The organism is Planktothrix rubescens CCAP 1459/22, assembly GCA_904830895.1.
Lineage (GTDB): Bacteria > Cyanobacteriota > Cyanobacteriia > Cyanobacteriales > Microcoleaceae > Planktothrix > Planktothrix agardhii.
In genome coordinates this window covers 1821572-1835334 of record LR882958.1, presented here as the reverse complement: position 1 = coordinate 1835334, position 13763 = coordinate 1821572, and the positions used below count along the sequence as shown (strand labels likewise).

The window sequence follows — 13763 nt, the reverse complement described above, 5'->3', positions numbered from 1 at the left end:
ATAGGTTGATTATATAGCATTGAGCAAAAATCTACTTTAGCCTCTATAATTATAAGTTTGATCACAAATTCCAGATTTAGGCTCTCATGACTACAGAAATTCAAACCGAAATTCAAACCGAAATTCAAGCGGAGGTTGAGCGACGTCGCAATTTTGCAATTATTTCTCACCCTGATGCTGGAAAAACCACCCTGACAGAAAAATTACTCCTCTACGGAGGTGCCATTCACGAAGCAGGTGCTGTTAAAGTACGGAAGGCTCAACGTCATGCTACCTCAGACTGGATGGCAATGGAACAACAACGGGGAATTTCGATTACCTCAACGGTTTTGCAGTTCGAGTATAACAACTGTCAAATTAATCTGCTAGATACACCCGGACACCAAGATTTTAGTGAAGATACCTACCGCACTTTAGCCGCAGCCGATAACGCGGTGATGTTAGAAGATGCCGCCAAGGGTTTAGAGCCGCAAACTCGCAAACTTTTTGAAGTCTGCAAACTGCGAGGTCTGCCTATTTTTACTTTTATTAATAAAATGGATCGTCCGGGTCAAGAACCCTTAGAATTACTTGATGAAATTGAAAAAGAATTAGGGTTAAAAACCTATCCCATAAATTGGCCAATTGGTACGGGCGATCGCTTTCAAGGAGTATTTGATCGTCGCAAACAAAAAATTCATTTATTTGAACGTACCGCCCATGGCAGTCGAGAAGCTTTAGATCGGGTTTTTGATTTAGATGATCCTAGAATTAATGAATTATTAGATCCGGATCTTTATCATCAATTAAAAGAAGAATTAGAACTACTTGAACACGCGGGTTCGGAATTTGATCTGGATTTAGTTCATGCTGGAAAAATGACCCCGGTTTTCTTCGGCAGTGCCATGACTAATTTTGGGGTTCAATTATTCTTAGATTCCTTCTTAGATTATGCTTTAAAACCCGGTTCCCATCTGAGTACCTTGGGGGATATGGAACCCGAATATCCTGAGTTTACGGGCTTTGTATTTAAACTACAAGCTAATATGGATGCCAAACACCGAGATCGGGTGGCTTTTGTGCGAGTTTGTACAGGAAAATTTGAAAAAGATATGACGGTAAATCATGCCCGCACGGGAAAAGTTGTCCGTCTTTCCCGTCCTCAAAAATTATTTGCTCAGGAAAGACAATCAATTGAAACTGCCTATCCTGGGGATGTAATTGGATTAAATAATCCTGGGGTTTTTGCCATTGGGGATACAATTTATATGGGCAAAAAATTAGAATATGAAGGGATTCCCTGTTTTACCCCGGAGTTATTTGCCTATTTAAAAAATCCTAATCCTTCTAAGTTTAAACAGTTCCATAAAGGGGTTTTGGAATTGCGAGAAGAAGGAGCGGTACAAATTATGTTTTCCATTGATGAAGCTAAACGAGATCCAATTTTGGCTGCGGTCGGTCAACTTCAATTTGAGGTAGTTCAGTTTAGATTGCAAAATGAATATGGGGCCGAAACTCTATTAGAACCTCTACCCTATAGTGTGGCTCGTTGGGTAACAGGAGGTTGGGAAGTTTTAAATAAAGTTGGACGAATTTTTAACGCTGCGGTGGTTAAAGATAGTTGGGATCGTCCGGTTTTACTATTTAAAAATGAATGGAATTGTCGTCAAGCTGAAGCCGATCATCCTGAGTTAAAACTGACTTCTATTGCTCCGGTAGTTTCAATTCAACCGCTTGAATCGGGAGAGGAAGAATAGGATTTAACTTGTTGTTGCGCTTGCTGCGCATCGGGTTAGTGCGCCCAAGCACAACAAGGAGCTTTTGAACTTGTTGTTGCGCTTGCTGCGCACCACTTAATTGCGCTTAAGCGCAACAACGGGCTTTTTGAACTTGTTGTTGCGCTTAAGCGCACCACTTAATTGCGCTTAAGCGCAACAACGGGCTTTTTAAACTTGTTGTTGCGCTTGCTGCGCACCACTTAATTGCGCTTAAGCGCAACAACGGGCTTTTTGACCACCTACTTACAGAAGAAAGTATTAAACACAAAACGAGGATTAATTTAGAGTTTTGATTGATTAAGAATTGGGATCAGATGGGGATTCACCAAATAAGGAATTATAGGTGAACCCGGCGGCAATTCCTCCCAAAATAGGGGCGAACCAAAACAACCATAATTGCTGAATTGCCCAACCGCCAACAAATAATGCTGGGCCAGTGCTACGGGCTGGATTTACAGATACATTGGTGACTGGAATTCCGATTAGGTGAATTAAGGTTAATCCCAAACCAATAGCAATCGGGGCAAATCCTTGAGGTGCGCGACTATCGGTTGATCCCATAATCACCATCAAGAACATAAATGTCAACACAAATTCACCCAGCAGAGCGGAAACGAGATTGTAACCGCCGGGAGAATGTTCGCCATATCCATTGGTGGCAAAGGGGTTAGAACCACCTTTAAAAGCCACTGCATCAAATCCGGCTTTCCCATTGACAATTAAATAAAGCACTAAGGATGCTACAATTGCCCCGGCAACTTGAGATCCAATATAAAGGGCTAAATCTTTACCTCCAGAGAAGCGTTTACCCGCCCATAATCCAAAGGAAACCGCCGGATTGAGATGGCAACCGGAAATATGACCTATGGCATAGGCCATGGTTAAAACGGTTAAACCAAAAGCTAATGCAACCCCGGCAAATCCAATCCCAAGGGGGTTAGTAGTTCCATCGGGAAATGCGGCGGCAAAAACAGCAGATCCACACCCTCCAAAAACTAGCCAAAATGTTCCCATGAACTCGGCAAGACACTTCTTAGTCAATGGCATTATTAAACCTCTTGAGAATGCACTTGAATTTAACTATCAGTTTTAATCCTGATGAGTTTCAGTTGAAACTTACCATAAAATTGATCAATTTTGGTGTCATATCTAGCAAATTCAGAAAAATTAATAAAATCTTAAATAAATTATTAAGAAATTATAAAAAATATTATTTTTGTATAAATATCATTTATTATTCCATGTCTTTAAAATAAATTTATCAATAACCAGGGGATGGGTAAGCATTAGTGTGAAATTAAGCTGAAATCTCTCCTGTAGAGATGTTGCATGGAACGTCTCTACAGGGCGTTAATGGCCGCACCCTACGGGTTAATGATTGAATTATGCGGGAATTTTGGTGGGAAGTTGGGCTTTTTGGGCTTGATATTCTGCCAACTGTTGTTCAATTTCAGTTTTAACAATTTGGCGATATTCTAAGAAATGTTCGTTATGGGCGCATAGGGTTAAATACTGCCCGCAGACGGCGGGATTATGTTTGATAATACTAAACAAATATCCCCAGAATTTCCAGCGAGTTTGGCGTTTAATTCCCTGTCGCCAAATTACAGTTGTTAAGGCTTTTAAATCAATCCAACTGGGGAATTTACCTGGGGGATTACATTTGGGCGCACCCAACTTCAAGAAACAGCGATAGGTGCGTTCTAAATAACGTTCGGGATCATATAATTGCCAGAAGGTTTCAATATATTCTTGGGCAATTTCTTCAACGGGACGGGTAGGAACAAAGTTAATTAATGTGGTTTGGTTAATATCAAACTTTTTAGGATTAATTAACCGTCCTTCCTTCTCTAAACGATGCCATAAAGCGGTATTGGGTAAGGCTTGTAACATACTAAATAAAGCCGTGGGAATCGCAGATTTTTCGACAAATTCAATAATTCGATATCCCGCCCCGGGTTTTTCCCCATCAAATCCTAGAATAAATCCCGCCATTGGACGTAAGCCAGTGCGGATAATTTTATCAACGGCTTCTAATAACGGACTGCGGTTATTTTGATATTTTTTGGTCATTTCTAAACTACTGGTATCTGGGGTTTCAATTCCCAAGAAAACCGCATCAAAGTTACATTCCACCATCGATTCCATTAATTCACCATCATCGGCTAAATCTATGGAGGCTTCTGTATTAAATCGGAAAGGATATTGATGTTCCGCTTGCCAGATTTTTAGAGCTTTTAACAGTAATTTCACATTCCGTTTATTCCCGATAAAATTATCATCTACCATGAATATTGATCGTCGCCATCCCAATTCATAAAGATAGTCTAATTCCTTTAATAATTGTTCTGGAGTTTTAGTGCGGGGTTTGCGACCATACAGCACAATAATGTCACAAAATTCACATTGAAACGGACATCCACGGGAGAATTGTACCGACATAGAATCATAAGCATCTAATTCTAATAAATCGTAACGGGGAATAGGAGTTGAGGTGACACTGGGTTTTTCTTCTGTGCGAAATACCCCGGAAGTTTCACCTTTTTCCAGAGCTTCTATAAACATGGGTAGGGTAATTTCCCCTTCATCTAAAATCAGAAAATCTGCCCCGGAACTTTCAATTTCATGGGGGACAGAAGTGGGATAGGGGCCACCAACTCCAACTAATTTTCCGCGTTTTTTGGCTTCTTGAATTTGAGCAATAAAATCGGATTTCTGCACAATCATTCCCGAAAGGATGACTAATTCTGCCCATTCCCATTCGGCTTCAGTTACAGCAGTAATATTACGATCAACCAGTTTGAATTGCCAAGTTTGAGGCAAAATTGCCGCTACCGTAATTAATCCCAGGGGCGGTAACAATACTTTGCGATCAACTAATTCTAGGATTTTTTCATACGACCAAAATGTAGACGGGAATTGGGGATAAATTAATAATGTTTTCATGGGAAAAATGGTAATTTGGGGTTAATATTATTTTAGAGAATTCGTTAAATAGTACAAATGAATTTTTCACCCATAATTTTTCACCCAGCGATTGAAATCGCGGCTACACAAACTAAGTCCGCCTGCGCGGACTAATTAACAGATTAACATAATGTTCTCTGATTTTATCTTCAACCCGCGCAGGCGGGTTTGGGTTGTGTAGCCACGATTTCAATCGCTGGATCTCTGGATCTCATTGTTGGCGCTATGATACAAATGTTAACATTTCACCAAATCATACAGGGTTATTACCAATATGGCCGTTAAAGTAGGAGATATGGCTCCTGATTTCACCTTAGCTTCGCAAACGGGCGAATTAGTGAGTATCGAAGACTTTCAGGGAAAAAAATCCGTTGTCCTCTACTTCTATCCCAAGGATGATACTCCTGGCTGTACCGCCGAAGCCTGCGCCTTTCGAGATGCTTATCAAGTCTTTACAGATGCGGGAGCCGAAGTAATTGGGATTAGTTCAGACACGGCCCAATCTCATCAACAGTTTGCCACAAAATACAATCTTCCATTTATTTTGTTGAGCGATACCGGGAATAAAGTTCGTCAACTCTATGGTGTTCCAGCAACGATGTGGGTGCTACCGGGTCGCGTTACCTATGTAATTGATAGGGAGGGTGTGGTGCGACATCTGTTTGATTCTATGCTGGATTTTGGGCGTCACGTTGATGAGGCTTTAACGACTCTTAAATCGATTCCAAAGCCATAGAATTTTAATCAAAAATCGCCTCTATTCAATGAATATAAACTATCAAAATACCCTCACCCACTGGAGGCAAGAGTTATCTCAAACTTTGCCCCAACTTGCCCATCTTCTACCTCTATTTATGTTAGCTGTGGGCGTTGGTTATCTATTCAATTGGTTGCAGGTTCCCGTTGCTTGGCTGATTGGCCCAATGGTGGCGGGGATTATTTATGCGGTGTTTCAGGGGAAACCTCAGCCCCTACCCCCGATCTTTTTTATTGTCGGTCAAGCTATTGTGGCGATTTCTACAGCTACGGGCTTTTCACTTAATACTATCGGTTTAATGGGAACTTACGCCTTTCCCCTGATGCTCTGTATTTTGGTGACCGGGGGGATGAGTATTTTGAATGGTTATTTTTTAGGGCGCTGGGGCGGAATTGACCGGGCGACAGGGTTTCTCAGTTGTGTCCCTGGGGCGAGTTACAGTTTAATTGCCATGAGTGAGGAAATGGGGGCCGATGCGATCGCCGTTGCTCTGTTACAATATCTGCGGATTCTATTAGTAGCATTAATTGTTCCTGCCCTCGTCGGGTTCTGGTTTGCGGGGGATGTGGCTATTGGGTCTGTGGTATCTACTTCCCTTGACACTTCACCTGCTTTACCAATGTTTTACAACCTAGCAATTCTGGGAGGTTGTGCGGCATTAGGAATCGTTTTTGGGGAAAAGTTGCGTTTACCTTCAGCCTTGTTTTTGGGGCCGTTTCTAGTTAGTTTAATTGTTTTTTGGACAGTTCCATATTCAATTAAAATGCCTCCTTTGCTATTTACTATTGGGCTATTATTTGTCGGGTTTTCTGTTGGTTTAAAGTTTGACTGGCAGAATGCCAAAAAACTTTGGAAGGCTGTTTTAATTGAAATTGTTTTAGTTCTGATCTTAATTTTATTCTGTTTGGGTGCAGGTTATATTTTCCATCAAATTACCCAAGTTGATACCATGACGGCGATATTAGGTTCCACACCCGGAGGAATTACAGCAATGATCGCAACGGTAATTCAACTCGGAGGAGATGCCGGAATTGTATTAGCTATGCAAATGACTCGAATGTTATTGATATTATTAATTAGTCCTTGGTTTGCGAATGTATTAATTAAAAGTCAAAAACAATCTAAACCAACCTAGTTGTTGGGCTTTAGCACTCCTAAAAAGAGCGCTGAAGCGCAACAACAAACTGTTTGATTGTAAATTTAATAGTTACTACCCACACTATCGGTATTTGACTGTGATATAATATCCTAAAAATCATTAATCTATTGATTAATTGAGAGCCATGTCACTATCACAAGAAACAATCCCCTTTGGGTTAATATTACCTCCTACCCAAGACGAACTACCCTTTGACGATGGAGTCCCCATGGAAACCCAACGCCATAAAATGCAAATGGATTTACTAATTGATCCGTTAATTCCTTGGTTAGAACCGCGAGAAGATGGTTATGTTGGGGGCAATATGTTCCTCTATTTTAGTTTAGCCCAAGTGCGGAATCAAGACTTCAAAGGCCCCGATTTTTTTGCCGTATTAGGAGTTCCCAAAAAAGAACGAAAAAGTTGGGTCGTTTGGGAAGAAGGAAAAGCCCCCGATGTGATCATTGAACTATTATCACCCAGTACCGCCCAAGAAGATAAAACCAACAAAAAAATTATCTATCAAAATCAAGTTCGGGTTCCTGAATATTTCTGGTTTGACCCCTTTAAGCCTGATGATTTGGCAGGATTTATCCTAATTAATGGTAGTTATGAACCAATTTTTCCCGATCAATTTAATCGGTTATTCAGTCAACAATTAGGCTTATCATTAGTCCGATGGTCAGGGGTTTATAAAACCGTTGAAACGGTATGGTTAAGATGGGCAACTTCAGAAGGTGAAATTCTGCCGACACCCGATGAATTATCTGCACAAAAAGCCGAACAAGCCCAACTTCAAGCCGAACAAGCCCAACTTCAAGCCGAACAAGCCCAACTTCAGGCCGAACAAGCTCAACTTCAGGCCGAACAAGCTCAACTTCAGGCCGAACAAGCCCAACTTCAAGCCGAACAAGCCCAAGAACGTTCCCAGGAGTTAGAAACCTTACTCAACCGCTACCGTCAACAGTTTGGCGAATTACCCGAACTCAGTTCTGATTAGTTTTGAGATCACATTGGGTATTCTGAAAATAGGTACGATTAAAAAGCCAACTAATTGAAAATAAGAGGAAGGTATAAGCAATGAATCCCGCCGAGAAACAATCATTAGAAAAACAATATGGATCAGAGCGTATCCGTAAAATGGAACGCTTTAAACAGGTACAAAGAGTGATTATGATCCTATCAATACTGTCTTTTTTTGGAACGAGTATATTTGGATTAGGAAAAGTGTTTAAAAGTGGATTTGAAAAAAAACCTGAAGCGACTCAAACCACAGAACAACAATCTGCAAGTGCTTTATTACAAAAGCAAGAAAAAGGCTACGAAATTGTATTAAAACGGGAACCCAATAACCCCACAGCATTGGAAGGATTAGTGAATGTTCGCCTACAACAAAATAATATTCAAGGAGCAATTGAACCCTTAGAAAAGTTGGTGAAATTATATCCTGATCGGCAGGATTATCAAAATTCATTAACTCAATTAAAACAGCAAAATAAAAAATAAATCCAGTTATGAAACATTTAGACTACTGGATAAAACAGCAAAAGTTAGAAGATCAAATTAGAACAGAACAAGCCAGAACAGAAGTTCAAGGAAAATTAAATGAAAACTCTGATAAGCTCTTGTTTATTTAGACTGTGATTATAGCATTACCTTTGTTTTTAAGTTTACGTCCCCATTTATATAGATAACTCTCCTTCATTTGAAAATCGCTTTCTATGCAAAAGCTCCATAATCCAGAAACGGCAAAAATTTTTGGAGAGTGACAGAAAAGCGATAACATTAATAAAACTTATAGCTTATATGCAAAACTCTGATGTTAAAATACTTTACAAACCGTAACAAAGCCGTTAATGTAGTAGACATAGATACCAAACGTACCTCGACAAATACATAGCAATCATAACCAACATGACAACCACGATTCAGCAGCGCGAAAGCGCCTCCATCTGGGAACGGTTCTGTAACTGGGTGACATCCACCAACAACCGCATTTATATCGGTTGGTTCGGAGTCCTGATGATCCCCACCTTATTAACCGCCACCATCTGCTACATCGTCGCCTTCGTCGCGGCTCCCCCCGTAGACATCGATGGTATCCGTGAACCCGTAGCTGGTTCGCTGTTATACGGAAACAACATCATCTCCGGTGCAGTTGTTCCTTCCTCTAACGCCATCGGTTTACACTTCTACCCCATTTGGGAAGCAGCCAGCTTAGATGAGTGGCTGTACAACGGAGGCCCTTACCAGTTAGTGATTTTCCACTTCCTGATTGGGATTCTGTGCTACATGGGACGGGAATGGGAACTCTCCTACCGTTTAGGGATGCGTCCTTGGATCTGCGTCGCCTACTCTGCACCAGTTGCAGCAGCAGCCGCCGTGTTCCTGATCTACCCCATCGGTCAAGGTTCATTCTCTGATGGTATGCCTTTAGGTATCTCTGGAACCTTCAACTTCATGTTAGTGTTCCAAGCCGAACACAACATCTTAATGCACCCCTTCCATATGTTAGGAGTTGCTGGAGTCTTTGGTGGTAGTTTATTCTCCGCCATGCACGGTTCTTTAGTTACCTCTTCCTTAGTTCGTGAAACCACCGAAACCGAGTCACAAAACTACGGTTACAAATTCGGTCAAGAAGAAGAAACCTACAACATCGTTGCAGCCCACGGTTACTTTGGTCGTTTAATCTTCCAATATGCCAGCTTCAACAACAGCCGTAGCTTACACTTCCTGTTAGGCGCATGGCCTGTCATCGGAATTTGGTTCACCGCTTTAGGTGTGTCCACCATGGCATTCAACCTGAACGGTTTCAACTTCAACCAGTCAATCATCGACTCTACCGGTCGCGTGATCAATACCTGGGCTGATGTGTTAAACCGCGCTAACCTGGGTATGGAAGTAATGCACGAGCGCAACGCTCACAACTTCCCCTTAGACTTAGCTTCTGGTGAATCTGCTCCTGTGGCTTTGATTGCTCCTCAAATCAATGGTTAATTTTTAACCTAAATAATACAAAAGACGCTCTCCGAAAGGGGGGCGTTTTTTGGTGTTTAATATTTATTAGTAAACTATTCGGACTAACAAGCGCTGTATAGTATGAGTTTGGTGACTTCGCAGGGGATATTTAACAGCTTTGTTAATCTAAATCAGAGCAATTTTTTCGGAACTAAACTCTTATTTTTGATCGGAAATTGATATCCGATAAGGGTTTTGACCCTGTTGACGATCGCCAATATAGATGTTGTAATTACCGGGTGTTCCGTAACCTGAATATTGTAAAACACCGCTATTGGCAGAACCTTCGGGTAACATACAATAACGTCCGGTGGGGCCATCAATTAATAAAGTCGGTGAACCCGATGTGGTAGCCATAATTCGCCAATAGGGTAAATCTTCGGTAATCTGAATAACGTGGTTTGGGGTTTGAGCAATAAACCCACAGTCCTGACTATTCACAGGCCCACCAGAGCTTCCTGAGAGGGAAAGAGAACCTCCTGGGCTGATTTGTTGGCGGTCGGCCCAAGCGTTGGGTGCAAAGGCTAAAAACAGGCTGAAAACCCATCCCATCAAGGTTAAATGGCGTAATTTCATTTTAAGTTTCTCCTACAGTTAATGCACTCCATTCAAACCATACAGACGGAAAATTAGACTTACAGGTTCGTTTTTTCAATCTTTGAGGGATAATCAATACTGTGCCATTAGAGTAGGGATTGTTGTGACCCATCACTACCAAGCTAGAATTTATATTACCCTCCGTCCTTCTGTTCTTGATCCTCAAGGCGTGGCGGTGAGATCTGGGATTCAACATCTGGGATATGACAATGTTGAACAGGTGCGGATTGGTAAATATATTGAAATGACGCTTTCAGCAACGGATGAAACGGAAGCAAAAACTCAACTTGACCGAATTTGCGATCAAGTGTTAGCAAATCCGGTGATTGAAACCTATAGATTTGATCTAACGGAAGTTGCGGCCGTTACTTGTTAATTTGATGAACAGTTGAGTTGATCAAAAATGAGGTTAAATATCTTTTTTGATCAACTCCTTTCTATTACTAATTTACTACATAAATACATTATGAAATTTGGGGTTATTGTGTTTCCGGGTTCTAATTGCGATCGAGATGTGGCTTGGGTGACTCAAGGATTATTGGGACAACCGACCCGGATGATTTGGCATGAAGATACGGATTTATCGGATATTGATGTAGTGGTAATTCCGGGGGGTTTTAGTTACGGGGATTATTTGCGCTGTGGTGCGATCGCCCGTTTTTCTCCAATCATGCGGTCAACAATTGAACACGCCAACCAAGGGAAATTTGTTCTAGGAATTTGTAACGGATTTCAGGTATTAACTGAAGCCGGATTATTACCCGGAGCATTAGTTAGAAATCGGGATTTACATTTTATTTGTGAGTCGATTCCTTTGACGGTAATTAATAGTAATATTCCCTGGACTTCTGAATATGAAGTGGGGGAAGTAATTAATTTACCCATTGCCCACGGGGAAGGCTGTTATTATGCTGATGAAAAAACCCTAGAAGAATTAGAAGCAAATCATCAAGTTTTATTCCGTTATGGAACTGATAAAACCCCGAAAATAGAAGAAAATCCTAACGGATCTTTGAATAATATTGCGGGAATTTGTAACCCTCAAGGTAACGTTCTCGGAATGATGCCCCACCCAGAACGTGCTTCCGATCCCATGTTAGGAAATACCGATGGAATTAAACTGTTTAAAACCCTATTGCGTTAGTTAATAATGGCATTTTCCACTCGTTCAAAAACCGGGTATCTTAAACTTCAGAACCCGGTATTTCTGCTTTACTAAATCCTAATTTTCAAGGGTTTTTGTACTTTGACCAAAGAGGATTTTTTTAGCTTCATCAGTCATTTTTGTACCGGAAGCATAGGCTTTTCCTTTTTCGTAAGCCCGCACTACTGCTGGACGGGACTTAATCCGATTAAACCAAGCTTTTAAGTGGGGAAAATCCTCTAAATTTTGCTGTTGTTGTTCAAAGGGAACAATCCAAGGATAACAAGCTATATCTGCAATTGAGTATTCTCCCGCAATATAGTTTTTTCCGGCCAATTGACGATTCAAAACCCCATATAAACGATTGGTTTCTTTGACATAACGCTCAATCGCATAGGGAATTTTTTCCGGTGCATACTGAACAAAATGATGGTTTTGTCCTGCCATCGGCCCTAATCCTCCGACTTGCCAGAATAGCCATTCTAAAACGGTTTTGCGATCGCGCCAATTCTCAGGGAAAAACTGTCCGGTTTTTTCGGCTAAATAAATTAAAATTGCCCCGGATTCAAAGATAGATAAAGGTTCACCGCCATCCACCGGATCGAAGTCAATAATGGCAGGCATTCGATTATTAGGCGCGATTTTGAGAAATTCCGGTTTGAACTGATCCCCCGTGCCAATATTAATCGGAATAATTTGATAGTCTAATCCAGTTTCTTCCAAAAATATCGGGATTTTGTGACCGTTGGGAGTCGGCCAATAGTAAAGTTCAATCATACTGATAATAGTTGGAGATAATGGAAATTTGATGGAGGCGTGAACGCCTCACTACAAAATTTATAGGTCTTCTTGGAAGTCTTTTAAAATTTTTACCAAGTCTTGAATTCCTGTATTGGGAATTAAATTTACTAAGGATGTCGTCTGTTTTCCTCCCCCTAAAGTTACAGAAATTTTTTGTAAGACCTGTTGAACATCACTTTCACTAAAATCTCCCTGATCTAAAAGGGGACAAAGTTGTTCGGCTAATTGTGTATGCAAATGGGCATTGGCTAAATACAGATGCCATTTGGCAATATCAATATAGATATTTTCTCCAATTTCAGAGGCTAATTTTTCCAGGTTTCTTGTATCTAAAACAGACATAATTAAACTCCTAAATTATTGAGGGTTAACGATGAATCGTTAACCTAAATTTTATTGATTGGGCGTGACGGGAGAATAGTCGGCGATCGCAAAAATATAAAGACCATGAAGGGCGATCGCAGATAACCAAACCAGGGTAAATGGGGTTAACCAAGACCAATCGGTTGATTGTAGATTATGGAAAAACCATAAACCGGAATTAATCGGGGCAAAAATAGCAACATGGATGGCAAAATTCATCCGATCATCCAAACGGCGATAGTCTGGATCTTTCCGGTCAGGTTGACGGGGCCAACGAGGAGGCATAGACAATTAATTCCCAAGATTTTCTATTCCATTTTAGGCCTAACTGGGATTGACTTCTATCTGTTGTTGGTAGTCCCCTGATTTTCCCCCGGTTTTACTCAACAGACGAATTTCCTCAATCACAATGGATTTTTCCAAGGCTTTAGCCATGTCATAGAGGGTCAAAGCCGCCACGGAAACGGCCGTTAATGCCTCCATTTCTACCCCGGTTTCCGCTTTGGTCAAAACTTCCGCCCGAATCTGATACCCGGGTAATTTGGGATCGGGCAGAATTTGGACATCAATTTTGCTTAAGGGCAAGGGATGACATAGGGGAATTAACTGGGCTGTTTGTTTGGCAGCCATGATTCCGGCCAGTTTCGCCGTCCCTAAAACATCCCCTTTCGGTGCGTTTCCGGCTTCGATAGCGGCAAAGGTGGCCTTTAACATTCGGACTTGTCCCCCGGCGATCGCCTCGCGACGAGTTGCTACCTTCCCCGACACATCTACCATCCTCGCTTCCCCGGTTTCATCCAGGTGGGAAAGGCGATCGGGGGGATCTGAAAAAATGTTTGCCATTTTGGAAAAATGTGTTATGCTAATAAAGCAGTCAAAAAAATCTAATTTTTGAGATTGTTGTGCTGAACTGACGGGGGCTTGTAGCTCAGTGGACTAGAGCACGTGGCTACGGACCACGGTGTCGGGGGTTCGAATCCCTCCTAGCCCGTTAGATTATTTATCTGGTTTCAGGGTGAGTTAGGGTTTTTGACGCTAACTTTACCCTGAAAGACTTTGATTTTAGCAGGGATCTGATCCCCCTAAATCCCCCAGGGCTGTTTCATGTTTGAAAATTATAGCCTACTTTTGGGTCATAATTCTCAAACATGATAGCTATTTTCCGAATAATTAATATTTTATATAATTGCTATATTAATATTAATTATAGGAGGTATTATC

Annotated in this window: 15 protein-coding genes and 1 tRNA gene; 9 read left to right on the top strand and 7 right to left on the bottom strand. The window is 41.2% G+C overall.

Annotated features, from left to right (window positions below):
• The first annotated feature begins 86 nt into the window (after positions 1-86).
• On the top strand, positions 87-1736 hold the full coding sequence (gene prfC, locus NMG86_RS08635; RefSeq protein ID WP_043938756.1) for a peptide chain release factor 3: 1650 nt from the start codon (positions 87-89) through the stop codon (positions 1734-1736).
• Positions 1737-2054: 318 nt separating this feature from the next.
• On the opposite strand, the gene aqpZ is transcribed toward prfC, so the two are convergent.
• Both aqpZ and NMG86_RS08625 read right to left on the bottom strand, forming a co-directional pair.
• Positions 2055-2804, bottom strand: coding sequence for an aquaporin Z (aqpZ, locus tag NMG86_RS08630; RefSeq protein WP_026787317.1), 750 nt, complete (start codon positions 2802-2804; stop codon positions 2055-2057).
• Between the two features lie 336 nt (positions 2805-3140).
• Positions 3141-4703, bottom strand: coding sequence for a B12-binding domain-containing radical SAM protein (locus NMG86_RS08625; RefSeq protein WP_026797448.1), 1563 nt, complete (start codon positions 4701-4703; stop codon positions 3141-3143).
• Positions 4704-4998: 295 nt separating this feature from the next.
• On the opposite strand from NMG86_RS08625, the gene NMG86_RS08620 reads away from it, so the two are divergent.
• From NMG86_RS08620 to psbA, 5 genes are all read left to right on the top strand, one after another.
• Entirely contained in the window at positions 4999-5460 is a 462-nt protein-coding gene (locus NMG86_RS08620; protein WP_026797447.1) for a peroxiredoxin, read from the top strand.
• A gap of 28 nt (positions 5461-5488) precedes the next feature.
• Positions 5489-6616: an AbrB family transcriptional regulator gene (locus NMG86_RS08615; RefSeq protein WP_026787320.1), complete on the top strand. Its 1128-nt coding sequence runs from the start codon at positions 5489-5491 to the stop codon at positions 6614-6616.
• A gap of 148 nt (positions 6617-6764) precedes the next feature.
• Positions 6765-7619 carry a Uma2 family endonuclease gene (locus tag NMG86_RS08610; RefSeq protein ID WP_043938757.1) on the top strand — a complete coding sequence of 285 codons (855 nt, stop codon included), beginning with the start codon at positions 6765-6767 and terminating at the stop codon, positions 7617-7619.
• An 80-nt stretch (positions 7620-7699) separates the two neighbouring features.
• Positions 7700-8125, top strand: coding sequence for a tetratricopeptide repeat protein (locus NMG86_RS08605; protein WP_026797445.1), 426 nt, complete (start codon positions 7700-7702; stop codon positions 8123-8125).
• Positions 8126-8533: 408 nt separating this feature from the next.
• The gene (psbA, locus tag NMG86_RS08600; protein WP_026787323.1) at positions 8534-9616 is read left to right on the top strand and encodes a photosystem II q(b) protein; all 1083 of its coding nucleotides are present in this window, start codon (positions 8534-8536) and stop codon (positions 9614-9616) included.
• A 180-nt stretch (positions 9617-9796) separates the two neighbouring features.
• Here psbA and NMG86_RS08595 read toward each other — a convergent pair whose 3' ends face one another.
• Positions 9797-10213, bottom strand: a complete 417-nt coding sequence (locus NMG86_RS08595; protein ID WP_043937162.1) for a hypothetical protein — start codon at positions 10211-10213, stop codon at positions 9797-9799.
• A gap of 124 nt (positions 10214-10337) precedes the next feature.
• Here NMG86_RS08595 and purS point away from each other — a divergent pair, with 124 nt between their 5' ends.
• Positions 10338-10610: a phosphoribosylformylglycinamidine synthase subunit PurS gene (purS, locus tag NMG86_RS08590; protein ID WP_026787325.1), complete on the top strand. Its 273-nt coding sequence runs from the start codon at positions 10338-10340 to the stop codon at positions 10608-10610.
• Between the two features lie 90 nt (positions 10611-10700).
• A complete protein-coding gene (purQ, locus tag NMG86_RS08585; protein ID WP_026797444.1) occupies positions 10701-11378 on the top strand; it encodes a phosphoribosylformylglycinamidine synthase subunit PurQ in 678 nt (225 codons plus the stop codon).
• 78 nt (positions 11379-11456) lie between these two features.
• Here purQ and NMG86_RS08580 read toward each other — a convergent pair whose 3' ends face one another.
• From NMG86_RS08580 to moaC, 4 genes are read right to left on the bottom strand one after another with little or no spacing between them, the layout of a single operon-like run.
• Entirely contained in the window at positions 11457-12155 is a 699-nt protein-coding gene (locus NMG86_RS08580) for a glutathione binding-like protein (RefSeq protein WP_026787327.1), read from the bottom strand.
• A gap of 60 nt (positions 12156-12215) precedes the next feature.
• Positions 12216-12521: a DUF3181 family protein gene (locus NMG86_RS08575; protein WP_071782520.1), complete on the bottom strand. Its 306-nt coding sequence runs from the start codon at positions 12519-12521 to the stop codon at positions 12216-12218.
• Between the two features lie 51 nt (positions 12522-12572).
• Positions 12573-12827: a 2TM domain-containing protein gene (locus NMG86_RS08570; protein WP_026793558.1), complete on the bottom strand. Its 255-nt coding sequence runs from the start codon at positions 12825-12827 to the stop codon at positions 12573-12575.
• 39 nt (positions 12828-12866) lie between these two features.
• Positions 12867-13385: a cyclic pyranopterin monophosphate synthase MoaC gene (moaC, locus tag NMG86_RS08565; protein WP_026797443.1), complete on the bottom strand. Its 519-nt coding sequence runs from the start codon at positions 13383-13385 to the stop codon at positions 12867-12869.
• A 74-nt stretch (positions 13386-13459) separates the two neighbouring features.
• Here moaC and NMG86_RS08560 point away from each other — a divergent pair.
• A tRNA-Arg gene (locus tag NMG86_RS08560) sits at positions 13460-13533 on the top strand.
• Positions 13534-13763: the final 230 nt, after the last annotated feature.